Genomic DNA, 24329 nt, shown 5'->3' on the forward strand with positions numbered 1-24329 from the left:
AATGCGCCTCGTCGAATTAACGCAATTGCAGGCGCCAAGCGCGGTGGATGCGGTTGTTGCGGGCGAAATCCGGGTCCAGGGTCTGGGCGCTGATTTCTTCCACCGCATAGCGCGTGCTCACATGCTCATCGAGTTGGAACTTACGGAAGTTGTTGGAGAAATACAGCACGCCACCGGGTGCCAGGCGAGCCATGGCCAGGTCGAGCAGTTGCACATGGTCGCGCTGAACATCGAACACCCCTTCCATGCGTTTGGAGTTGGAGAAGGTCGGCGGGTCGATGAAGATCAGGTCGTAGTCGTCGCGGTTGGCTTCCAGCCAAGCCATGACATCGCCCTGCTCCAGGCGGTTACGCTCGGAGAAGCCGTTCAGCGACAGGTTGCGCCGCGCCCAGTCCAGGTAGGTTTTCGACAGGTCGACACTGGTAGTGCTGCGCGCACCGCCCTTGGCCGCATGCACGGTGGCAGTGGCGGTGTAGCAAAACAGGTTGAGGAAACGCTTGCCGTTGGCCTCGCGCTGGATGCGCATGCGCATCGGCCGATGGTCGAGGAACAGCCCGGTGTCGAGGTAATCGGTGAGGTTGACCAGCAACTTCACGCCGCCTTCGCTGACCTCCTGGAAACGCCCTTCGGTAGCCTGACGCTCGTACTGGCGTGTGCCGCTCTGGCGCTCGCGGCGCTTGAGCACCACACGCTGCGGGTCGATATTCAGTGCCTGGGGTATCGCCGCCAGGGCATCCAGCAAGCGCGCCTGGGCCTTGTCCGGGTCGATCGAACGGGGGGCTGCGTATTCCTGCACGTGCACCCAGTCCTGATAGAGGTCGACGGCCAAGGCATACTCAGGCATGTCCGCATCGTACAAGCGGTAGCAGTCGACCTGCTCACGGCGGGCCCATTTGCCGAGCTGCTTGAGGTTTTTCTGCAAGCGGTTGGCGAACATCTGCGCGCCTTCCGACAAGCGTGCCGGCTCGCTTGCCACTGCTGCAGGGCTGCGGGCCTCGCCATGATCGGCCTGGGCTTCGCGACGCTCGCCGGTGACGAACTGGTCAGGCTGGACCTTGAACAGCAGCAGCTTGCACGGCAAGGCGCCGTTCCAGAAGGCATATTGCTTGTGGCTGCGGATGCCCATGCGCTTGCCCAGCTCCGGCGCGCCTGTGAACACCGCCGCCTCCCAGCCCATGCAGGCCTGGCGCAGGCGCTCGCCAACGTTCTGGTAGAGGTACAACAGGCTGGCCTCGTCACCCAGGCGCTCGCCGTAGGGCGGGTTGCTGATGACCAGGCCTTTCTGGTTCTGGTCCGGGCGCGGCTCGAAGGTGCTGACTTCGCCCTGGTAGATCTTCACCCAGTCGCCCAGGCCTGCGCGCTCGACGTTGTTGCGCCCCGGCTGGATCAGCCGCGGGTCGGCTTCATAACCGCGGATCCACAGTGGCGGCTTGGCCAGGCCAGCCTGCGCGCGGGCCTGACCCTCTTCGTGGACCTTGCGCCAGGTGGCGGGTACGTGGCCCAGCCAAGCACTGAAGCCCCAACGCTCACGCTTGAGGTTGGGGGCAATGTCGGCGGCGATCATGGCCGCTTCCACCAGGAAGGTACCTACACCGCACATCGGGTCGGCCAAGGCACCACCTTCGGCGGCAATGCGCGGCCAGCCGGCGCGGATCAGCACCGCAGCCGCCAGGTTTTCCTTCAGCGGCGCGGCACCTTGCTGCAAGCGGTATCCGCGCTGGTGCAGGCTGTGGCCGGACAGGTCAAGGGAGAGGATCGCTTCGCCACGGTCCAGGCGCAGGTGCACGCGCACATCCGGGTCGACCTTTTCCACCGACGGGCGCAGGCCCTCACGGTTGCGCAGCTTGTCGACGATTGCGTCCTTGACCTTGAGCGCACCGAAGTGGGTGTTGTCGATACCTGAACCATGGCCGCTGAATTCCACGGCCAGGGTGCCGTCGGCGGCCAGATGGTCGGCCCAGTCGACGGCGTGCACGCCATCGTAGAGCTCGTCTGCGTTCTTCATCGAGAAGCGCTTGAGTACCAGCAACACGCGGTTTGCCAGGCGCGACCAGAGGCACAGGCGGTAGGCGGTTTCCATGTCGGCGGCGCCACGAATGGCCGAGGTGTGCTCACGCACTTCGTCCAGGCCGAGGCCTCGGGCCTCTTCGGCAAGCAGGCCTTCCAGGCCTTTGGGGCAGGTGAGATAGAGTTCGAAACGGTCCGACATGAGTATTCCAGCGCCTTGGGCTATGTAAGTGACGAGGCGACGCATCGCCTTGCCGATGTTTGCCCGAACGCCCTTCCAGCAAGCGTCCGAGTGGCCTTCCCCGCTGCATCATCGCAGGCGGGTGAGCCGGGCCGCCTGATCCATCTGCCGCTCGCCAGGGGGCAAAAACAGCTTAGATCATCAGGCAGTACCAATAGATTCCGTCGACTGAAGGACAGATGTGACCCTTCGTCGCATTACTGAATATTTCTGTCACGCCGCCGCAACGCTGGCGAAATGACGTCAAGGTTCGGCAAACCCCGATCAGAGCAGGCTCAACGTCAAACAAGGTTGAGTCGCATTTATTTACTTATCCTCTCACCCTTGGAAAGGTTACGTGCTTATGACAAATCGATCATTCACACGGTGACCTGCATTCGATAGAACTGGTCTCAGGCCGCTTCGCAACGAGGCGGCACTTTCAGCTCGCCACGCCGGCAGCGAGCGCAAACCGGCAGAAAGACTCTGCCCGGCCTCGGAGAGGCCGACGGGACATTACAGTCAACAAGTGAGGGCAACACCCTATGAGAAGACTTAAGCGTGATCCGTTGGAAAGAGCATATTCACGTGGCTACCAATACGGGGTCACCGGCAAATCCCGCGAACTTTGCCCCTTTACTCTTCCTTCAGTTCGCCAAGCCTGGATCAACGGCTGGCGCGAAGGGCGCGGTGATAACTGGGACGGAATGACTGGCACCGCTGGCATCCATAGACTCAACGAAAATCACGCCGTTGGCTGAACGAGGACACTGAATTCGAGTTACCATGCGCGCCCCATCCGGGCGGCGGGCTACGGCCCAGGGGCCCCTTGACGGGGCCCTTTTTTATGCCTGCCTTCAGGCCTTGGGCATTGCCGCGATCGCATCTACCGCCTCGCGAATCAGCGCCGGCCCCCTGTAGATGAAGCCTGAATAGATCTGCACCAGGCTCGCCCCGGCGGCGATCTTCTCTGCCGCATGACGGCCTTCGGTGATGCCACCGGCGGCGATGATCGGCAGCTTGCCACCCAGCTCGCCAGCCAGCACCTTCACAATGTGCGTACTCTTCTCGAGCACTGGCGCGCCCGACAGGCCACCGGCCTCACCTCCATGCTCAAGTGCTTCGACGCCCTCGCGACCCAGGGTGGTGTTGGTGGCAATCACCGCATCCATCCCCGACTCCATCAGCGCTGCAGCCACCAGTGCGGTTTCCTCGTCGCTCATGTCCGGTGCAATCTTGATCGCCAACGGCACGCGCTTGCCATGTGCCGCAGCCAGCTGCTCTCGGCGTTCGGCCAGGGCATCGAGCAACTGCTTGAGCGAGTCGCCGAACTGCAGGCTGCGCAGGCCAGGAGTGTTCGGCGAGCTGACATTGACGGTGATGTAGCTGGCTTCGGTATAGACCTTGTCCAGGCAGATCAGGTAGTCATCGACCGCACGTTCGACCGGTGTATCGAAGTTCTTGCCGATATTGATCCCCAGCACCCCGTCGTAGCGCGAAGCGCGCACACGCTCGAGCAGATGATCGACGCCCAGGTTGTTGAAGCCCATGCGATTGATGATCGCCGTCGCCTGCGGCAGGCGGAACAGCCGCGGCTTGGGGTTGCCAGGCTGCGCGCGCGGGGTCACGGTGCCGATCTCGACGAAGCCGAAGCCCAGCTGGGCAAAGCCGTCGATGGCTGCGCCGTTCTTGTCCAGGCCCGCCGCCAGCCCCACCGGGTTGGCGAAGTTCAGACCCATCACATTCACCGGCAACGCGGCCGGCTGCTTGCACAGCACACCGTTGAGCCCAAGCCGGCCACCGGCGCCGATCAGGTCCAGGGACAGGTCATGGGAGGTTTCCGGGGAAAGCTTGAACAGCAGCTGGCGGGCCAGGGTATACATGGGCGGGGAAGACTCGGGGTGAGTGAGGCAGCGATTATAGCCAGCGCGCGCCCGGCATGACAGGGGCTTGGCACATGGGTTGCTACTTCACCTGCCTACAGCCTATTCAGTACGGGCGAGGACCTTCGTGAATACAGCACCTCTAGCTTGGGTAAACGGAAGCGACGCACCGGAAAAACCCAGCCTCAACATCGGCTACATGGCCCTGACCGATTGCGCCTCGGTGGTGGTCGCCGCCACCCAGGGCTTCGCCCAGCAATACGGCCTGACCCTCAACCTCAGGCGCCAGGGCTCCTGGGCCGGCTTGCGCGACAAGCTGGTCAGCGGCGAGCTGGACGCCGCCCACTGCCTCTATGGCCTGGTCTACGCCGTGCACCTGGGCATTGGTGGCGTGCCAGCCAGCGACATGGCAGTGCTCATGGGGCTCAACCGCAATGCCCAGGCCATCAACCTGTCTGCAGCCCTGCAGCACAAGGGCGTGACCAGCCCTGAGGCACTGGCCCAGCTGGTGCACCAGCACGGCGCACGGTTGACCTTAGCCCAGACCTTCCCTACCGGTACCCACGCCATGTGGCTGTATTACTGGCTGGCCAGCCAAGGCATCCACCCGCTGCACGACGTCAACAGCGTGGTCGTGCCACCGGCACAGATGGCAGCGCATATCCAGGCCGGGCGCATCGACGGGTTCTGTGCCGGCGAGCCATGGGCGGCTGCCGCCGTGAGCCAGGGCCAGGGTTTCACCCTGGCCACCAGCCAGTCGATCTGGCCCGACCACCCCGAGAAGGTATTGGCCTGTACCCGCACATTCGTCGAGCATTACCCCAACAGCGCACGCGCGCTGGTCAAGGCGGTGCTCGCAGCCAGCCGCTTCATCGAACAAAGCCCGGAGAACCTGCGCAGCACCGCGCAGTTGCTGAGCGGCAGCCCTTACCTGGACACCCCGCTGGAAAACGTTGCGCCGCGCCTGCTGGGCAATTATCAGGACGGCCTGGGAAATACCTGGCAAGACCGCCACGCCCTGCGCCTGTTCGATCAGGGCCGCGCCAATTTGCCATACCTGTCGGACGGCATGTGGTTCATGACCCAGTTCCGTCGTTGGGGCCTGCTGCGCGACGACCCCGACTACCTCGGCGTGGCGCGCCAGGTGCAGCAATTGAAGCTGTACCGCGAGGCTGCCGCCGCACTCGGCGTGCCCTGCCCCGAGTCGGCCATGCGCAGCAGCCTGCTGATTGACGGTACGCGCTGGGACGGCAGTGACCCCCATACCTACGCCCGCAGCTTCCGCCTGCACGCCCTGGGCGATACGGCCCATGCCCGGTTCGGTCTGTGAGGGCCCTCGCCATGCTGCGCATCCTGTTGATCGACGACACCCAGAAGAAGCTCGGCCGCCTCAAGGCCGCATTACGTGAAGCGGGCTTCGAAGTGATCGAAGCTCCGGACCTGACCATCGACCTGCCGGCCTGCGTCGAAACGGTGCACCCGGATGTGGTGCTGATCGATACCGACTCACCCGACCGCGACGTGATGGAACAGGTGGTGCTGGTCAGCCGCGACCAGCCACGGCCGATCGTGCTGTTCACCGATGAACATGACCCGGCGGTGATGCGCCAGGCGATCCAGGCCGGTGTCAGTGCCTATATCGTCGAGGGCATTCATGCTGCCCGACTGCAGCCGATCCTCGATGTGGCCATGGCCCGTTTCGAAAGCGATCAGGCGCTCAAGGCCCAGTTGCTGGCCCGCGACCAGCAGCTGGCCGAGCGCAAGCGCATCGAACAGGCCAAGGGGCTGTTGATGAAGATGAAGGACTGCAACGAGGAGCAGGCCTACACCTTGATGCGCCGGCAGGCCATGAGCCGGCAGCAGAAGCTGATCCAGGTGGCCGAGCAGATCATTGCCATGCATGAAATGCTGGGCTAGCCCTACAGACGCGATCCCTGCAGGAGCGGCCTTGTGTCGCGAAAGGGCCGCAGAGGGGCGCGAGGTAGTCAGCATTTGTCTCAAAACCGTGGGGCCGCTTCGCGGCCCTTTCGCGACACAAGGCCGCTCCTACAAGAAAGGCGTCGCGTAATCGATAGTTGGCCCAGCTCTTGCTGAAGATATCTCACCGGTAGCCAACGGCGGTTGCCCCATAAGACTCCCGACAAAGACGTCGCTCTCCCCTCCACCTCAGTGGACCGGGTAGCGGCGTCTTTTTCGTTTCCGTTGCATTGCCGAGTGAGGTGTTCGATGAGTACCAGCTTCTGGAAATCCGGGCATGTGCCCACGTTGTTCGCCGCGTTCCTGTATTTCGACCTGAGCTTCATGGTCTGGTACCTGCTGGGCCCGCTGGCGGTGCAGATCGCCGCCGACCTGCAACTGAGCGCCCAGCAGCGCGGCCTGATGGTAGCCACACCGATTCTCGCCGGGGCGGTGCTGCGCTTCGTCATGGGCGTGCTGGTCGACCGCCTGTCACCGAAAACCGCTGGCCTGATCGGCCAGGTGATCGTCATCGTCGCCTTGGCCGGTGCCTGGTACCTGGGTGTGCACACCTATGAGCAGGCCCTGCTGCTGGGCGTGTTCCTGGGCGTTGCCGGCGCTTCGTTCGCCGTATCGCTGCCCCTCGCCTCGCAGTGGTACCCGCCACAGCATCAGGGCAAAGCCATGGGCATCGCGGGTGCGGGCAATTCCGGCACGGTGTTCGCCGCCCTGCTGGCCCCGCTGCTTGCCGCTGCATTTGGCTGGAACAACGTATTCGGCTTTGCCGTGCTGCCGCTGCTGCTGACCCTGGCCGTGTTCGCCCTGCTCGCCCGCAACGCCCCACAACGGCCCAAACCCAAGGCTGCGGCCGATTACCTCAAAGCCCTGGGCGACCGTGACAGCTGGTGGTTCATGTTCTTCTACAGCGTCACCTTTGGCGGCTTCATCGGGCTGGCCAGCGCCCTGCCCGGCTACTTCAGCGACCAGTACGCCCTGAGCCCGGTCACCGCTGGCTACTACACCGCCGCCTGCGTATTCGCCGGCAGCCTGATGCGCCCGCTGGGTGGCGCCCTGGCCGACCGTTTCGGCGGCATCCGTACCCTGCTCGGCATGTACGGCGTGGCCGCCATCTGCATCGCCGCAGTCGGCTTCAACCTGCCCAGCGCCACAGCCGCCCTGGCGCTGTTCGTCAGTGCCATGCTGGGCCTGGGCGCCGGCAATGGCGCGGTGTTCCAGCTGGTGCCGCAACGCTTCCGTCAGGAGATCGGCGTCATGACCGGGCTGATCGGCATGGCCGGAGGCATTGGCGGCTTCCTGTTGGCTGCGGGGCTCGGCGCCATCAAGCAGCACACCGGCGACTATCAGCTGGGCCTGTGGCTGTTCGCCAGCCTTGGCCTGCTCGCCTGGTTTGGCCTGCACGGGGTCAAGCAACGCTGGCGCACCACCTGGGGTTCGGCAGCGGTTACCGCTGCACGAGTCTGAGGTAGCTCCATGAGCCTGCAACTGAGCTTCGCCCAGGCCAGCGCCACCGGGCCACGCACGGAGAACCAGGACGCCCTGCGCCTGGTTACGCCTGCGCCGGAGCTGGCCGCCAGCAAGGGTTACCTGTTCGCCCTCGCCGACGGCGTCAGCCAATGCGCCGACGGTGGCCTGGCAGCTCGCGCCAGCCTGCAGGCGTTGGCCATGGACTATTACGCAACGCCCCCCACCTGGAGCGTGGCCCAGGCCCTGGACCGCCTGCTGCTGGCACAGAACCGCTGGTTGCGCGCCCAGGGCAGCCAACCGCTGCTGACCACGCTGAGCGCCCTGGTGCTGCGCGGGCGCCGCTTCACCCTGGCCCACGTGGGCGATTGCCGGATCTATCGCTGGCACGCCGGGCACCTGCATTGCCTGAGCGAAGACCATGTCTGGGACCAGCCGGGCATGCAGCACGTACTCAAGCGTGCGCTGGGCCTGGACCAGCACCTGCTGGTCGACTACCTGGACGGCGAACTGCAGGCCGGTGAATGCTACCTGCTGCTCAGCGACGGCGTGTGGGCCAGCCTGGGTGACCAGCACATCCAGGCCGTGCTGCGCGAGCAGCCCGACCTGCAGTTGGCCGCCGATACACTGGTTGCCAGCGCCCATCACAACGGCAGCCAGGACAACGCCAGCGCCTTGCTGGTGCGGGTCGAGCAACTGGGCGAAGCCAGCTTCGGCGACACCCTCGTGCAACTGCAGCAGTGGCCATTGCCAGGCCCGCTGCGTGACACTCAAACGATCGACGGCTGGCAGGTCGAAACGCGCCTGGCGCACAGCCGCCAGTCACTGCTTTACCGGGTGCGCGATGCGCAGGGCCAGCCCTGGCTGCTCAAGACCCTGCCTGAGGACCGCGAACAGGAACCCGGCGCCGCGCAAGGCCTGCTGCTGGAGGAATGGTTCCTGCGCCGGGTCGCGGGCCGCCACTTCCCCGAGCTGCATGCCGCCAGCCAGCGTCAGCACCTTTACTACGTGATGCGCGAGCACAGCGGCAGAACCCTCGCAGCACACTGCGCGCAACATGGGCCACTGCCACTGGCCCAGTGGATGGAAGTGGCCCGCCAGCTGCTGCAAGCGGTCGGCGTGCTGCACCGGCGCAACCTGCTGCACCGCGACATCAAGCCCGACAACCTGCACCTGGGTGATGACGGCCAGCTGCGCCTGCTCGACTTCGGCCTGGCGTACTGCCCCGGCCTCTCCCAGGACCCGCTGCACGAGCTGCCCGGCACGCCTTCGTTCATAGCCCCGGAGGCCTTCGAAGGGCAGCCACCCAGCCCGCGCCAGGACCTGTATGCGGTCGGCGTCACGCTCTATCAGTTGCTGACCGGGCACTACCCCTATGGCGAGATCGAGGCGTTCCAGCGCCCACGCTTCGGCCAGGCGGTCAATGCCTCACGCTATCGCCCCGACCTGCCCGAATGGCTGCAGCACAACTTGCAGCAAGCCGTGGCAGCAGACCCGGCACAACGCTTTGAAACCGCCGAACAATGGCTGCTGCTGCTCGAGCGGGGTGATCGCCAGGAACTGCCCAGCCGCCCGCGCCCGCTGCTGGAGCGCGAGCCGTTGAAGGTCTGGCGAACCCTGGCCCTGCTGTCCCTGCTGCTCAACTTGATTCTGCTGTTCGCCCTGCTCAAGGGTTGAACGCACCCTGCCGATGAGGAAACCCCTGATGAATGCAAAAGTCTGGCTGGTCGGTGCCGGCCCTGGCGACCCTGAACTGCTCACGCTCAAGGCCGTGCGGGCGCTGCAAAAGGCCGAAGTGGTGATGATCGACGACCTGGTCAACCCGGCCATACTGGAGCACTGCCCGCAAGCCAGGGTGATTGCCGTCGGCAAGCGCGGCGGTTGTCGCTCCACGCCACAGGCCTTCATCCAGCACCTGATGCTGCGCCATGCGCGGCAGGGGCGTTGCGTAGTGCGCCTCAAGGGGGGTGACCCCTGCATCTTTGGCCGTGGCGGCGAGGAGGCCCTGTGGCTGCAGGGCCATGGCATCGAGGTGGAACTGGTCAATGGCATTACCGCAGGCTTGGCCGGTGCGACTCAGTGCGGCATTTCGCTGACCTCGCGGGGGGTCAGCCGTGGGGTGACGCTGGTGACCGCGCACACCCAGGATGACAGCGAGCTGAACTGGGCCGCACTGGCGCAAGGCGGCACGACATTGGTGGTGTACATGGGCGTGGCGCGGCTGGAGCAGATCCGCCGGGGGCTGCTGGCTGGCGGCATGGCGCCGGGGATGCCGGTGGCGATGATCGAGAATGCGTCGTTGCCGCAGCAGCGGGAGTGCCGCAGCGATGTGTCAGGGATGCTTGAGGATGCCCAGGCGTTCGGGCTACGCAGCCCTGCGATTCTGGTGATTGGCGAGGTGGTTGGGGAGCAGGTGAGGCAGGAAAGGGCAGCGGCGGCCGGGTAATGCTCAGGCGGCACGAATGACAGGTAAAGAAAAACCCGGCCGAGGCCGGGTTTTTCATTGAAGCTTCAATCCAATTACTTGGACTGGGCTTCTACCTGAGCTTCAACGCGACGGTTGACAGCGCGGCCTGCGTCGGTGGCGTTGTCGGCAACCGGACGGGTTTCGCCGTAGCCAACCGAGTCAACACGGCTGGATTCTACGCCGTACTGCTGGGTCAGGACCTGCTTCACAGCGTTGGCACGACGCTCGGACAGCTTCTGGTTGTAAGCGTCTGGGCCCACGGAGTCAGTGTGACCTTCAACCACGGTGGTGGTCTGTGGGTACTGCTTCATGAAGTCAGCCAGGTTCTTGATGTCGCCGTAGCTGTTTGGCTTGACGACCGACTTGTCGAAGTCGAACTTGACGTCCAGCTCAACGCGAACGACTTCGGCAACAGCCGGGCAGCCATCAGCGTCAACGGTAACGTTGGCTGGGGTGTCCGGGCACTTGTCGACGTTGTCGCAGACGCCGTCGTTGTCGGAGTCGGAGCAGACTTCAGCAACTGGAGCCGGTGCAGCTTCAACTTTGCCGCCGCTGCCGCCGAAGTTCAGACCAACACCAACGGATGGGCCCCACTCGGTGTTGCCGTTGTCGATGTTGTACATGGCTTCAACGCCGGCACGGGCGAAGAACATGTCGGTGATGTACCACTTGGCGCCAGCGCCAACGTTGGCGAAGGTGGAGTGGTCACGGCCGCTACGAGTGGCCTGACCCAGGCTCTCGTGAGCGAAACCAGCGGAAACGTACGGACGCAGGGCGTCGCCGACGGTACCGAAGTGGTAGGTAGCGTCCAGCTTGGCCTTGGAACCTTTGATGTCTTTGTTGAAGACTTCGCCACGAGCGTTGTGAGTCTCGTTGTAGCCCAGGTCAAGGGATACGTCGTCGGTCAGGAAGTAACCCAGGCGAACACCAGGATTGGTGCCGTCGTTCTTGAAGTTACGCTCGCTGTCGTAGTACTGCTTGGTCACATTGCCTTCGATTTCGACTGCGCCCTGGCCTTGAGCCATAACGCCGAACGAAGTAGCTGCGACGAGCGAGCCAATGGCCAAGCCCAAGGTGTTTTTCAATTTCATCCGTTAAATCCCCATCTGGTGATAGTTAAGCAGTCCCACCAACATCCGGGGGACAACTCGACGGCAAGTCTAGCAGAACTCACCGATCCGTTAGAGATATTTACAAGGGACTAAGTTTCATCCAGACCTGCAAATTTCTCACGAAGCTTGTCTAGCGCGCGCTTGTAGCGCATTTTCGTTGCGCTCAAGCCCATATGCATGATATCGGCGATCTCCTGAAATTCCAGTTCTGCGACAAAACGCAACACCAGAATTTCCCGGTCGATCGGGTTCACATACACCAGCCACTTGTCCAGCCCGCCTTTTTCTTCCGGTTTCGGAGCCTTCTCTTCGGACGCCTCTTCAACAGGGTCCAGGCTCAAGGCATCCATCAACCGGCGTTTGCGACGCTCCTTGCGGTACTGGGTAATGCACTCGTTGTAGGTAATGCTGTAGAGCCAGGTCTTGAACTTGGATTTACCCTCGAAGTTCTTCAGACCATAAAGCACCTTCAGCATCACTTCCTGACAGACATCATCAGCATCGCGGTCGTTCCCCAGATAACGCGCGCACACGTTGAACAGGGTCCGCTGGTAGCGCCGCATGAGTTCCTCATAGGCGCGGGTTACGTGATACAGCTCCTCATGCGAACGCGCCACCAACTCCTCGTCGGTGAGTTCGCGGGGATCATAACGCATGGGCGGCGAATGAACTTTATTCAAAACGGATCTGGCCGACAGTCAGGTCAATGTCGCCGCTCAGCCCCATGGGGCGATTTTCGCGGCGGCATACATTAACAGCTTTTGTGCGGTTAGCGGCTATTGACTCGCTGCTCGAGGAGCACGCGATTGGACAATGACACCAGTTCGCCATCATCCGTCAACAGCGTCGTCTTGACCGTGCCGATCTCTTCGATCATTCCTTCAACCTCTCCAATCCGCACCTGCTGGCCGACCTGGTAAAGCTCACGCACATAGATGCCGGCCAGAATCTGCCCGGCGATTTCACGGCTGCCAAGGCCCATGGCAAGCGCAACGGCCAGACCAACGGTAATCAGCCCGATGACGATCACGTGGTTGAGCAGGTCAGTCTTGACCTCGAGCTGGCTGATGGCCACCGAGATGCTGATGATGATCACCAGCCCCTGGGTGATGCGCCCCAGGCCTGCGGAATACTCCAGGCCGATGCCTTCGGCAGCACCGCGCACCAGGCCGTTGGCCACCTGCGCCAGCAGCACGCCGGCCAGCAGCACCAGCGCCGCGCCGAACACCTTGGGCAGGTACAGGGCAAGCATGTCGAGGGTTGCCGAAACGCGCTCCAGGCCCAGCGATTCAGCGGCCGAGACAAGGAAGATCAGCAGCACGAACCAGTAGACGATCTTGCCGATGAGGGTCGATATCGGCACCTGGATGCCGACCCGGGCAAGCATCTTGGTCAGCCCGGTGCCGGCCATCAGGCGGTCCAGGCCGAACTTGGCGAGCAGCTTGGAAAGCAGGGTATCGAGCAGCTTGGCCACCACGAAACCGAGCAGCACCACGACCAGTGCGCCAAACAGGTTGGGGATGAAGTTCGCCACCTTGGTCCATAGGGCGGTCATGGCGGTGACCAGGCTCTGGGTCCAGAGATCGAGTTCCATATTCAATCGGCCTTATCTGCTTTGCTGCCCCTGGCAGCGTTGCGGGTAGAGTGTCGACGCACCGGCGCAACGTGCGCCGAGCCATTGTTAACGGCGATCAGCAGCGCCTGGCTCCAGCGGCCAAGCAGGCTGAACAGGTCACCGGCACCGACCTGGCGGTTGGCGGTTTTCAGCACGCGACCCAGGCACGCGGCGTCATCTCGCTCCTCACCGGACGGCGACGCCTTGAGCAGGTCACGCAGGGATTCTTCAAACGGATCGTGCATGGGCACCTCGCGCAGTGTCAGTCAGAGACGAGATGGCCGGGCGATGGGTCACACATCGCACTGGAACGAATGTTTCAGGACGGCCCGGCACAGTCATACCCAGCGCAACCGGCGGAACAACCACCACTGCCCTACCGCAAGGCCCAGCACAACGAGGCAGGCGAGCAGGAAGCCGTAAGGGTTTGCCGCACCCGGGATGCCGCCGACGTTGATGCCGAGCAGGCCGGTGATGAAGCTCATGGGCAGGAAGATACAGGTGATGATGCCGAAGCGGTACATGGTCCGGTTCATGCGTTCGCTACGCCGCCGGTCTTCGCTTTCCAGCACCAGTGCGGCCCGCTCGCGGGTCAACTCGAGCTCTTCGAGGTAGCGGATCAGGCTGTTGTTGAGCTCGTTCCAATAATCGGCATCGGCGTCGCAAAACCAGCTCCACTTGCTGCGCGAGAGCTGAGCATAGATATCGCGCTGCGGCGCCAGGAACCGGCGCAAGCCTGCGGCACGGCGACGGATCTGCTGCAGGCTGCCATGCTCCGGAGTGTACCGTTCGTCGGATTCAACCTTCTCTTCTTCCAGGTCGACCAGTTCCGAGAGGTCACTGACCAGACTCTGGACCTTTTCGGTCAGCAACTCGCCCATCAACAGCAACAGTTCGGAGGCCGATTTCGGCCCCCTGCCCTCTTCAAGCTGCTGAAGCACCTCATCGCTGGCACGCAATGGCCGCAAGCGCAGCGAAATGACCCGCTGCGCCTGGGCATGGATACGCACCGAAACCATGTCCTCGGGCTCGGCACCCGGATTGAGGTTGACCCCGCGAAGGAACAACAGCAGTTGTTCGCCCGGCTGCGGCAACAACCGTGGCCGGGTATTCTCCTCCAGCAGCAGGTCGCAGGCGAACTCGCTCAGGCCGCTGTCCTGCAGCAGCCAGGTGCGGGTCTGCGGATGGCTGCGATCCCAGTGCAACCACAGGCTTTCCTGCGGCTGCAACTGCAAGTCATCCAGCCCGGTCCGGGCGATCGAACGCGCGCCACCTTTACCATCGAGCACCAGGGCATGCACCAGCCCCCACTGCGCGTTGTCTTCCTCGAACATCAAAGCTCCATCAGCGCGTGCGGCGCGTCACTCCGGCATTTTCAGCGGGCTTGGCGAGATGATTACGCCGTTGTTGTCTGCGTACAGGTATTCGCCCGGGCGGAAGGTAACGCCGGCGAAGGTCACGGCCACGTCGAGGTCGCCGATGCCGCGCTTGTCGGTCTTCATCGGGTGGCTGGCCAAGGCCTGCACACCGACGTCGGTCTGGATCAGCACGTCGACGTCACGCACGCAGCCATAGATCACCAGGCCTTCCCAGCCGTTTTTCGCGGCCTTTTCCGCGAGCATGTCACCCAGCAGCGCACGGCGCAGCGAGCCGCCTCCATCGACCACCAGGACCTTGCCCTTGCCATCGAGCTCGACCTGCTCCTTGACCAGCGAGTTGTCCTCGAAGCACTTGATGGTGACGATCTGGCCACCAAAGGAATCGCGGCCACCAAAGTTGCTGAACATCGGTTCCAGCACCTGAACCAGGTCCGGGTAGGCGTCACACAGGTCGGGCGTTACGTAATGCTGCATGGGAAGCTCCTGTCAGTCACAACGAAAGCGGGTGTCGGCCAAGGCTACACCGTAGAGGCTGTTGCAGTCATCCGGGACTGAATGGTCATGTTTTTTCCTGTACTGGCCTCTTCGCGGGCACGCCCGCGAAGAGGCCAGTACAGGCAACACACATTCAGCTGACCGGCACAGGCTCGCGCACCACCGTCGACTCATGCACCGGCAGCAGCGGATCGCGCAACCAGCGCTCCACCAGCGGCCAGACCTGCGCCTGCGCCGCCTTGCTCACCAGCATGTCGACATGCCCGAAGGCGTCGAAACCTTCCTCGCGCCCCAGGCGCAAGAACTGCTTGTGCTCGCCACCCAACTGATCGAACAACTTGCGGCAAGCCCACACCGGGTCCTGGAAGTCCCCGGCGCCAGCCACGGCCAGTAGCGGCACATCCACCTCGGCCAGCCCCGCCCACCAATCGCTCTGCTTGTCGCCAAAACGGCCGAACAGGCCATGCCAGCGCATGCTTTCAAGGGCCAGGCCAATCGGTTCGTCCTCCGGCCCGCGCTTGAATCGCGGCCCGGAAATCCGCCCCCAGCGCTTGAGCAGCAGCTTCGCCCCCCAGGTCAACGGCGGCACTTTCAGCGGCCAGTAGACACGACTGATCTGGGTACCGAATAGCGCCACACTGGCCACATGTTCTGCCTTCAGAAAGCCGCCACCCAAGGCCGCCACCAGGGTGGTGCCACCCAGCGAATGGCCGACCCAGTGCGGCGCCTGGCCAGACTGCTCGCGCACGAATGCCGCGATCAACGGCAGGTCATCGCGGGCATAATCGGCCACGCTATTGTGCTGCCAGTCGCGGTTGCGCGGCGACAGGCCGTGGCCGCGCATTTCCGGGATCCACACGTCGAACCCGGCCCGCGCCAGGTAGGCCCCCAGGCCGATGCCCTTGGGCGAATACCAGAAGCGCCGGTTGGAGAAACTGCCATGCAGCAGAATCACCGGCACCCCGTGGGCACGGCCTTGATCGGCCAGGCCCAGGCGGGTCACGGCCAGTTCGACGCTGGGATCAGGGCTGTTGCCGGCCTTGATCCGGTATACGTCTTCGCTGAGGTCGCCGCGGCGCTCGGCACTGAGCAGGGCCACGGGAAAAAGGTTGCTGCTGCTTTGCATAAGATTGCTTGGTGCACAAAAAAGGGCGTGATCCATCACTGGAACTCGCCCTGGAAAAAACCAGGCGGGGGCACGCCAGACGCGCCCCCGCAATTTACTGCATCAGGCCGCGCCTTGGCCTTCGGCCAGGAAGAACCAGGTCTCGAGTACCGAATCCGGGTTCAGCGACACGCTTTCGATGCCTTGCTCCATCAACCACTTGGCCAGGTCCGGGTGGTCCGATGGGCCTTGGCCGCAGATGCCGATGTACTTGCCGGCCTTGTTGCAGGCGGCAATGGCGTTGGCCAGCAGCTTTTTCACCGCAGGGTTACGCTCGTCGAACAGGTGGGCAATGATGCCCGAGTCACGGTCCAGGCCCAGGGTCAGCTGGGTCAGGTCGTTGGAGCCGATCGAGAAGCCGTCGAAGTACTCGAGGAACTCTTCGGCGAGGATCGCGTTGGACGGCAGCTCGCACATCATGATCACGCGCAGGCCGTTGTCGCCACGGGCCAGGCCATTTTCGGCGAGCAGGTCGACGACCTGGCTGGCTTCGCCCAGGGTACGCACGAACGGCACCATGATTTCGACGTTGGTCAGGCCCATCTCGTTGCGCACGCGCTTGAGGGCACGGCACTCGAGCTCGAAGCAGTCACGGAACGACTCGCTGATGTAGCGCGAGGCGCCGCGGAAGCCCAGCATCGGGTTTTCTTCTTCCGGCTCGTACAGTTTGCCGCCGATCAGGTTGGCGTACTCGTTGGACTTGAAGTCCGACAGGCGCACGATGACCTTTTTCGGGTAGAAGGCCGCCGCCAGGGTGCTGATGCCTTCGACCAGCTTCTCGACATAGAAGCCGACCGGATCGTTGTAGCCGGCAATGCGCTTGTCGACACTTTCCTTCAGGTCGGCTGGCAGGCCGGCGTAGTTCAGCAGCGCCTTGGGGTGCACGCCGATCATGCGGTTGATGATGAACTCCAGACGCGCCAGGCCCACACCGGCGTTGGGCAACTGGGCGAAGTCGAAGGCACGGTCCGGGTTGCCGACGTTCATCATGATCTTGAACGGCAGATCCGGCATGGCGTCCACCGAGTTCTGCTTGACGTCGAAGCCCAACTCGCCTTCGAAGATGAAGCCAGTGTCGCCTTCGGCGCAGGACACGGTGACGCCCTGGCCATCCTTGAGGATCTGGGTGGCATTGCCGCAACCGACCACGGCCGGAATACCCAGCTCACGGGCGATGATCGCCGCGTGGCAGGTACGCCCCCCGCGGTTGGTGACGATGGCGCTGGCGCGCTTCATCACCGGTTCCCAGTCCGGGTCGGTCATGTCGGAGACCAGTACGTCGCCTGGCTGCACCTTGTCCATCTCGGACACGTCGTTGATCACCCGGACCTTGCCGGCGCCGATGCGCTGGCCGATGGCGCGGCCTTCGACCAGCACGGTGCCCTTCTCCTTGAGCAGGTAGCGTTCCATGACGTTGGCGCTGGCGCGGCTCTTCACCGTTTCAGGACGGGCCTGGACGATGTACAGCTTGCCGTCGTCACCGTCCTTGGCCCATTCGATGTCCATCGGGCGCTGGTAGTGCTGCTCGATGATCATCGCCTGCTTGGCCAGCTCGTTGACTTCGTCGTCGCTCAGGCAGAAACGCGCACGCTCGGCGCGGTCTACTTCGACGGTCTTGACCGAGCGACCGGCCTTGGCCTCGTCGCCGTAGATCATCTTGATCGCCTTGCTGCCCAGGTTGCGGCGCAGGATGGCCGGGCGGCCGGCCTCCAGAGTTTGTTTGTGAACGTAGAATTCGTCAGGGTTGACCGCACCCTGCACCACGGTTTCGCCCAGGCCGTAGGCGCCGGTGATGAACACCACGTCACGGAAGCCGGATTCGGTGTCGAGGGTGAACATGACGCCAGCGGTGCCGGTTTCCGAACGGACCATGCGCTGCACGCCAGCGGACAGGGCCACCAGCTTGTGGTCGAAGCCCTGGTGCACGCGGTAGGCGATGGCGCGGTCGTTGAACAGCGAGGCGAATACTTCCTTGGCCGCGCGGATCACGTTGTCGACGCCACGGATATTGAGGAAGGTTTCCTGCTGGCCGGCGAACGAGGCATCCGGCAGGTCTTCGGCGGTGGCCGAGGAACGCACGGCCACGGCCATGTTGTCGTTGCCCTTGGACATTTCGGCGAAGGCGGTGCGGATTTCCGCATCCAGGCGGGCCGGGAATTCGGCCTCCATCACCCACTGGCGGATCTGCGCGCCGGTCTTGGCCAGGGCGTTGACGTCGTCCACGTCCAGCGCATCGAGGGCCGCGTGGATCTGGTCGTTCAGGCCACTTTGTTCAAGAAAATCACGGTACGCCTGAGCCGTAGTGGCAAAGCCGCCCGGCACCGACACGCCGGCACCAGCGAGGTTACTGATCATCTCGCCCAGGGATGCGTTCTTGCCCCCCACATGCTCCACATCGTGGACGCCGAGCTTATCGAGGGAAACTACGTACTCTACCAAGGTGATCTCTCCACTAACTGTATTGGAAAAGCTCAAGGGCGCCCGCCTGCCTTCGTTGACTGGGCCGGACGCTTGTGGCCTGTACCTGGAAAATAGGGTCGCAAAATATGGCAGAATGCCGACAGCCGCATTCGGCAAACCGAACCTATCATATCCAAGAATCTTCATCAGCTTAAGGCCCAGATCGAAAATGAAACGAACCGCGTTCTTCATCTCCGATGGCACCGGCATCACCGCCGAAACTCTGGGCCAAAGCCTGCTCGCTCAATTCGAAAGCATTCCATTCAATAAATTCACCCGTCCATACATCGACAGCCCGGAAAAGGCGCGGACCATGGTGCAGCAGATCAACGCCGCCGCCGAGCGCGACGGCATGCGGCCAATCATCTTCGACACCATCGTCAACCAGGACATCCGTGAGATCCTGGCGACGTCGAACGGCTTCATGATCGACATCTTTTCTTCGTTTTTATCCCCACTCGAGCAGGAACTGACTGCCCATTCGTCGTATTCCGTGGGCAAGTCGCACTCGATTGGCGGCAATTCCAACTACATGGAACGGATCGAGGCGGTGAACTTCGCCCTGGATAACGACGATGGTGCGCGCACCCACTACTACGACAAGGCCGACCTGATCCTGGTTGGCGTATCGCGCTGCGGCAAGACCCCGACCTGCCTGTACATGGCCATGCAGTTCGGCATCCGGGCAGCCAACTACCCGCTGACCGAGGACGACATGGAGCGCCTGCAACTGCCGGCGGTGTTGAAGAAGCACCACAACAAGCTGTTCGGCCTGACCATCGACCCCGACCGCCTGACCGCCATTCGCCACGAACGCAAGCCCAACAGCCGCTATTCGAGCTTTGCCCAGTGCGAATTCGAGGTGCGCGAGGTGGAAAACCTGTTCCGCCGGGAGAACATTCCCAACATCAATTCCACGCATTTTTCGGTGGAAGAGATTTCGGCGAAGATCCTGGTCGAGAAAGGTGTGGAGCGCAGGTTCAAGTAAACCTGATCCGGCCTCAGGGCCTAGCAATCTGTGTAGGAGCGGCCTTGTGTCGCGAAAGGGTCGCGTAGCGGCCCCACGATTTCAGCTCCGCTGCTCAAATTGCCGGGGCTGCTGTGCAGCCCTTTCGCGACACAAGGCCGCTCCTACACAGATTGCGCAAGCACCAAATAAGAAGCCCCGGCATCGCTGCCGGGGCTTTCTCATTTCATCCAATGATCAGGACGGCACCACCGCCGCCTGTCCGCTCATTGCCAGGTCCACCAGCTCGCGGTTGGCCACCGCGTACATCGCATAGTCGGTGCCGGTGGCATTGCGCAGGTCGTCGAGCATTGCGCGCCAGCGCTCGACCATCACCCGGTGCTGTTCGGCCCACAGCGCCACACGAGCGTCCATGTCGTCCGGCGCATCGGCCATCTGCAGCACCGAGATGGTGATCGCCCGCTGCTGCAGGTCGATGTCGTCTCGGAACGCCTCGCGGGCCAGAGCCTGCCAGTTGTTTTCCACCGGCAGGTTGCTGATTTCCTGCAGGTACCAGGTCAGGTCCAGCGCGCTGCCCACGGCGAAGAACGCCTTGGCCACCTGCGCCGGGTCATGGCCGGTCACGTCCGAGGCTTCGATGATCGGCAGCAAGGTGTACAGGTGCGTGGTACCGGCAACCATGCGCGCCAGCAACTCCGGCACACCGGCATCGACGAAGCTCTGGTAACGCACCATCCAGCGCTCGCGGGTCGGGCCCTCCAGCAGCTCGTCGAGCTTGAGCCCCAGCTGGGCGATCTTCGGCCCAAAGTGTGCGGTGTCTCGCCCGGCATCCTGCTCGTTGCGCCGGCTGCGCAGGAACCAGCGGGTGGCACGGCGGCCCAAGCGCATCAGCTCGTCCATCAGGGTCAGCTGGATTTCCGCCGGCACCTGGTAGTCCAGCGCCTCGATCTGGCGGAACCAGTGCGGCAGGTGGAAGATGTCGCGCACGATCACATAGGCCCCGGCGACGTTGGCCGGGCTCATGCCGGTCGACTCCTTCAGGCGCTGAACGAACGTGATGCCCATGTTGTTGACCAGGTCGTTGGCGATCTGGGTGCTGACGATTTCGCGCTTCAGCCGGTGACGGCGCATGGCGTCGGCGAACTTGCTGACCAGCGACGGCGGGAAGGCAGTTTCCATGTCGCGGGTCAGGTAGTCGTCGTCGGGCACCAGCGACTTGAGCAACTGCTCCTTGAGGTCGATCTTGCTGTACGAAATCAGCACCGACAGCTCGGCGCGGGTCAGACCCTGGCCGGCGGCCAGGCGCTCTGCCAACTGATCTTCGGACGGCAGGAACTCGATGGCACGGTCCAGCTTGCCACGGCTTTCGAGGTCGGCCATCAGGCGCTTGTATTCGGCGATCCGCTCACGGGCGCGGCGGGCTGCCAGCGACAGTGCCTGGGTCTGCTTGTAGTTGTTGCCCAGCACCAGGCCGGCCACTTCGTCGGTCATGCTGCCGAGCAACTGATTGCGCTGCTTCTCGGTCATGTCGCCACCCTGCACCACTTCGTTGAGCAGGATCTTGATGTTGACCTCGTGGTCGGAGCAGTCCACGCCACCGGCGTTGTCGATGAAGTCGGTGTTGGTGGCACCACCGTGCAGGCCGAATTCGACACGGCCCAGCTGGGTCATGCCGAGGTTGCCGCCCTCGCCCACCACCTTGCAGCGCAGCTCGTTGCCATTGACCCGCAGGGCATCGTTGGCCTTGTCGCCGACATCGGCATGGCTTTCGCTGCTGGCCTTGACGTAGGTGCCGATACCGCCGTTCCACAGCAGGTCGACCGGCGCCTTGAGCAACGCGTGCAGCAGTTCGGTCGGGGTCAGGCGGTCGGCCTCGATGGCGAAGCGTTCCTTCATCTGCGGGCTGATGGCAATGCTCTTGGCGCTGCGCGGGAAGATCCCGCCACCTTCGGACATGATGCTGCTGTCGTAGTCGCTCCAGGCCGAACGCGGCAGGTCGAACAGGCGCTGGCGCTCGACGAAGCTGGTGGCCGGGTCCGGGTTAGGGTCGATGAAGATGTGCAGGTGGTTGAACGCCGCCACCAGTTGCAGCTTGTCGGACATCAGCAGGCCGTTGCCGAACACGTCACCGGCCATGTCGCCGACGCCGATCACGGTGATCGGGTCCTGCTGCACGTTGATGCCGCGCTCGCGGAAGTGGCGCTGCACGCCGACCCAGGCGCCACGGGCGGTGATGCCCATCTTCTTGTGGTCATAACCGGCCGAGCCGCCCGAGGCGAATGCATCGCCGAGCCAGAAGCCATAGTCGATGGCGATGCCGTTGGCGATGTCGGAGAAGGTGGCAGTGCCTTTGTCGGCCGCCACCACCAGGTACGGATCGTCATCATCGTGACGCACCACGTTGGCCGGCGGCACCACGCCACCGTCCTTGAGGTTGTCGGTGATGTCGAGCAGGCCGGAAATGAAGATGCGGTAGCAGGCCACACCCTCGGCGGCGATCTCGTCGCGGGTGCCGCCCAGCGGCAGGCGGCGCGGCAGGAAGCCACCCTTGGCGCCGACCGGCACGATCACCGAGTTCTTCACTTGCTGGGCTTTCACCAGGCCCAGCACTTCAGTGCGGAAGTCTTCCTCGCGGTCCGACCAGCGCAAGCCGCCGCGGGCGACATTGCCGAAGCGCAGGTGAACGCCCTCGACCCGTGGCGAATAGACGAATATCTCGAATTTCGGTACCGGCTTGGGCAGCTCGGGGATCAGCTTGGGGTTGAACTTGAAGCTGAAATACGACTTGTTCTGGCCGTTGGCATCGGGCTGGTAGAAGTTGGTACGCAGGGTGGCCTTTATCAGGTCCAGGTAGCGCCGCAGGATACGGTCCTCGTTGAGCACCTGAACCTCGTCCAGGGCAGTGAGGATCGCCTGCTCCAGGCGCTGCTGCTTGTCGTCCAGGTCTTCGTTGGTGAGCTTGCGCGCCAGGTAGAAACGGGTCTTGAACAACCGGGTCAGCTCGCGGGCGATACCCGTGTGGTTGTTCAGGGTGCTGGCGATGTAGCCAAGGTCGAAGCCCAGGCGGATCTGCTTGAGGTAGCGGGCATAGGCGCGCAGCAGTGCCACGTCACGCCATGGCAGGCCGGCAGTCAGCACCAGGCGGTTGAAGGCATCGTTCTCGGCGTCGCCGTTGACGATATGGACGAAGGCATCCTGCAGGGTATCGTTGAGCTGCTGGATGTCCAGGTTCAGGCCTTCGCTGTAGGTGAAGGCGAAGTCGTGGATCCAGTACTCACGGCCGCTGGCGTGGCGCAGGCGGTAGGGGAACTCGCCGAGCACACGCAGGCCGAGGTTTTCCAGGATCGGCAGCACGTCCGACAGTGCCAATGGGGTGTCGGCGTGGTACAGCTTGCAATGCAGCAGGCGTTCGCCCAGGCGGGTCAGGGGCTGGTAGAAACTCATCGCCAGCGGCTTGCGCTCGGACAGCGCCACCACATGCTGCAGGTCGACCACCGCCGAATGCGCCGGGAAGCGCTCGCGATAGCCTGCCGGGAAGCCTTTGGGGAAGTCGCCGAGGATGTTGGTGCCCTGGGCTTCACCGAAGTTCTCGACGACCAGCGCCGAGTAATCGTCATGCCACGAGCGACAGGCCTGGACCACTTCGTTTTCCAGCTGCTGCGGGTCGATGTCGATTCGGTTCTTCGGGTCGACGCGCAAAATCAGCTGCACGCGCGCAAGCACCGACTCGGAGAAGAAGGTCCAGAATTCGCAGTCGCTGGCCTTCAGGCGCTCCATCAGCACCTGCTGGATCTTCTGCCGCACTTCGGTGGAGTAGATTTCGCGTGGCACGTAGGCCAGGCAATAGCAGAAGCGCCCGTACGGGTCCTTGCGCAGGAACACGCGGATCTTGTTGCGCTCCTGGATTTGCACGATCGACATCACGGTGTTGAACAGCTCGTCGATCGGGGTCTGGAACAGGTCGTCGCGCGGCAGCACTTCGAGCACCTGGGCCAGCTCCTTGCCCAGGTGCGCTTTGGGGTCGAAGCCGGAACGGCGTTCGACTTCGGCGACCTTCACGCGGATGTAAGGGATGGCATGCACGCTCTCGCCGTACACCGACGAGGTGTACAGGCCCATGAAGCGGTGTTCCTTGATGACCTTGCCGTCGGCGTCCAGCTGGCGGATCGACACGTAGTCCGGGTAGGCCGGGCGATGCACACGGCTGGGCAGCGCGGCCTTGGCGAACGACAACAGCAGCGGCTCGTTGAGGTAGGCCACGGCGTAGTCTTCGATACGCAGTTCTTCAGCCGTCAGGCCCACCCGCAGGCGGCGCGGCAGGCCGAGGAAGGACGGTTCATCGTAGACCATCTGGCCGCCGGCGCTGTCGGCCTCAACGGTGAATTCTTCATAGCCGAGGAAGGTGAAGTGGTTGTCCAGCAACCATTCGAGGAAGGCCTTGACCTCGCCCTTTTCATGCTGGGCCGGGCCATAGGCGGTGTTCTCCACCTCGGCGACGACTTCACGCAGCTTGGCTTTCATCGGCTCGAAATCGGCCACCGCCACGCGTACTTCGGCCAGTACCTGCTCGATCTCGCGGGTCAGCACCGTCAGTTCGGCGGCGTTGGCGCAGCGGTCGATCTCCAGGTACATCAGCGATTCGTGGCACACGCCCTCGCCCTGGGTACCCTTGGGCAGCAGCTCGAGCAGCTCGCCCTTGGCGCCCCGGCGTACGCTCAGCACCGTGGTCTGCAGGGTGTGGATGCTGTAGCCACGGCGGTTGAGCTCGGTGCGAACCGAGTCGACGAGGAACGGCAGGTCGTGGTGCAGCACTTCGACCACGGTATGGGTCGATTGCCAGCCGTTGCGTTCGTAATCGGGGTTGTACACCCGCACTTGCGGGTATTCAGGGTCGAAGCGTTCGATGATGCGCCACGCCGACAGGGTACAGCCGGCCAGGTCCGAAAGCCGGCGCTGGGTGAGTTCGTCCAGAGAGATGATGCCGAAGAACTGCTCGGCGAACAGCGCCACTTGTGGCAGGGACTGTTCGCTGATGTGCTGCGCCAGGGCCGCTTGCAGTTGATGCTGGAAGTCGGTTTTGCTGGCTGCGGTGAAGAACGCCATCTGTGGTACTCCGCTTGG

Annotated in this window: 18 protein-coding genes; 7 read left to right on the top strand and 11 right to left on the bottom strand. The window is 63.4% G+C overall.

Going from position 1 to position 24329, the window contains the following annotated elements; all coding sequences use genetic code 11:
• Positions 1 to 16 precede the first annotated feature (16 nt).
• The gene (gene rlmKL, locus ACIPW4_RS14125; RefSeq protein ID WP_400658767.1) at positions 17 to 2209 is read right to left on the bottom strand and encodes a bifunctional 23S rRNA (guanine(2069)-N(7))-methyltransferase RlmK/23S rRNA (guanine(2445)-N(2))-methyltransferase RlmL; all 2193 of its coding nucleotides are present in this window, start codon (positions 2207 to 2209) and stop codon (positions 17 to 19) included.
• Between the two features lie 563 nt (positions 2210 to 2772).
• Here rlmKL and rmf point away from each other — a divergent pair.
• A complete protein-coding gene (gene rmf / locus ACIPW4_RS14130) occupies positions 2773 to 2988 on the top strand; it encodes a ribosome modulation factor (protein ID WP_079227119.1) in 216 nt (71 codons plus the stop codon).
• A gap of 96 nt (positions 2989 to 3084) precedes the next feature.
• On the opposite strand, the gene ACIPW4_RS14135 is transcribed toward rmf, so the two are convergent.
• A complete protein-coding gene (locus ACIPW4_RS14135; RefSeq protein ID WP_400658769.1) occupies positions 3085 to 4110 on the bottom strand; it encodes a quinone-dependent dihydroorotate dehydrogenase in 1026 nt (341 codons plus the stop codon).
• 127 nt (positions 4111 to 4237) lie between these two features.
• On the opposite strand from ACIPW4_RS14135, the gene ACIPW4_RS14140 reads away from it, so the two are divergent.
• From ACIPW4_RS14140 to cobA, 5 genes are all read left to right on the top strand, one after another.
• Positions 4238 to 5440 carry a CmpA/NrtA family ABC transporter substrate-binding protein gene (locus tag ACIPW4_RS14140; protein WP_400658771.1) on the top strand — a complete coding sequence of 401 codons (1203 nt, stop codon included), beginning with the start codon at positions 4238 to 4240 and terminating at the stop codon, positions 5438 to 5440.
• 11 nt (positions 5441 to 5451) lie between these two features.
• On the top strand, positions 5452 to 6027 hold the full coding sequence (locus ACIPW4_RS14145; RefSeq protein ID WP_400658773.1) for an ANTAR domain-containing response regulator: 576 nt from the start codon (positions 5452 to 5454) through the stop codon (positions 6025 to 6027).
• 309 nt (positions 6028 to 6336) lie between these two features.
• A complete protein-coding gene (locus ACIPW4_RS14150) occupies positions 6337 to 7548 on the top strand; it encodes a nitrate/nitrite transporter (protein ID WP_400658775.1) in 1212 nt (403 codons plus the stop codon).
• Positions 7549 to 7557: 9 nt separating this feature from the next.
• Entirely contained in the window at positions 7558 to 9225 is a 1668-nt protein-coding gene (locus ACIPW4_RS14155; RefSeq protein ID WP_400658776.1) for a protein kinase, read from the top strand.
• Positions 9226 to 9253: 28 nt separating this feature from the next.
• Entirely contained in the window at positions 9254 to 9994 is a 741-nt protein-coding gene (gene cobA / locus ACIPW4_RS14160; RefSeq protein ID WP_400658778.1) for a uroporphyrinogen-III C-methyltransferase, read from the top strand.
• Positions 9995 to 10068: 74 nt separating this feature from the next.
• On the opposite strand, the gene ACIPW4_RS14165 is transcribed toward cobA, so the two are convergent.
• The 8 genes from ACIPW4_RS14165 to ppsA all read right to left on the bottom strand — a co-directional run bounded on the left by ACIPW4_RS14165 (position 10069) and on the right by ppsA (position 18220).
• Entirely contained in the window at positions 10069 to 11106 is a 1038-nt protein-coding gene (locus ACIPW4_RS14165) for an OmpA family protein (protein WP_400658780.1), read from the bottom strand.
• Positions 11107 to 11216: 110 nt separating this feature from the next.
• Complete coding sequence (sigX, locus tag ACIPW4_RS14170) at positions 11217 to 11783, bottom strand: RNA polymerase sigma factor SigX (protein ID WP_400658782.1); 567 nt, start codon at positions 11781 to 11783, stop codon at positions 11217 to 11219.
• A gap of 113 nt (positions 11784 to 11896) precedes the next feature.
• A complete protein-coding gene (locus tag ACIPW4_RS14175) occupies positions 11897 to 12721 on the bottom strand; it encodes a mechanosensitive ion channel domain-containing protein (protein ID WP_400658784.1) in 825 nt (274 codons plus the stop codon).
• A gap of 2 nt (positions 12722 to 12723) precedes the next feature.
• On the bottom strand, positions 12724 to 12987 hold the full coding sequence (locus tag ACIPW4_RS14180) for a CrfX protein (RefSeq protein WP_400658786.1): 264 nt from the start codon (positions 12985 to 12987) through the stop codon (positions 12724 to 12726).
• 93 nt (positions 12988 to 13080) lie between these two features.
• The gene (locus tag ACIPW4_RS14185) at positions 13081 to 14076 is read right to left on the bottom strand and encodes a zinc transporter ZntB (RefSeq protein ID WP_400658787.1); all 996 of its coding nucleotides are present in this window, start codon (positions 14074 to 14076) and stop codon (positions 13081 to 13083) included.
• A 27-nt stretch (positions 14077 to 14103) separates the two neighbouring features.
• Positions 14104 to 14595 carry a ribonuclease E activity regulator RraA gene (gene rraA / locus ACIPW4_RS14190; RefSeq protein WP_400658789.1) on the bottom strand — a complete coding sequence of 164 codons (492 nt, stop codon included), beginning with the start codon at positions 14593 to 14595 and terminating at the stop codon, positions 14104 to 14106.
• Positions 14596 to 14749: 154 nt separating this feature from the next.
• Entirely contained in the window at positions 14750 to 15742 is a 993-nt protein-coding gene (locus ACIPW4_RS14195) for an alpha/beta fold hydrolase (RefSeq protein WP_400658791.1), read from the bottom strand.
• A 102-nt stretch (positions 15743 to 15844) separates the two neighbouring features.
• Positions 15845 to 18220 carry a phosphoenolpyruvate synthase gene (ppsA, locus tag ACIPW4_RS14200; protein ID WP_400658793.1) on the bottom strand — a complete coding sequence of 792 codons (2376 nt, stop codon included), beginning with the start codon at positions 18218 to 18220 and terminating at the stop codon, positions 15845 to 15847.
• A gap of 190 nt (positions 18221 to 18410) precedes the next feature.
• Here ppsA and ACIPW4_RS14205 point away from each other — a divergent pair, with 190 nt between their 5' ends.
• Positions 18411 to 19229 carry a pyruvate, water dikinase regulatory protein gene (locus ACIPW4_RS14205; protein ID WP_400658795.1) on the top strand — a complete coding sequence of 273 codons (819 nt, stop codon included), beginning with the start codon at positions 18411 to 18413 and terminating at the stop codon, positions 19227 to 19229.
• Positions 19230 to 19445: 216 nt separating this feature from the next.
• On the opposite strand, the gene ACIPW4_RS14210 is transcribed toward ACIPW4_RS14205, so the two are convergent.
• Positions 19446 to 24311: an NAD-glutamate dehydrogenase gene (locus ACIPW4_RS14210; RefSeq protein WP_400658796.1), complete on the bottom strand. Its 4866-nt coding sequence runs from the start codon at positions 24309 to 24311 to the stop codon at positions 19446 to 19448.
• Positions 24312 to 24329: the final 18 nt, after the last annotated feature.

The organism is Pseudomonas sp. NPDC089996, assembly GCF_044748405.1.
Taxonomy (GTDB): domain Bacteria; phylum Pseudomonadota; class Gammaproteobacteria; order Pseudomonadales; family Pseudomonadaceae; genus Aquipseudomonas.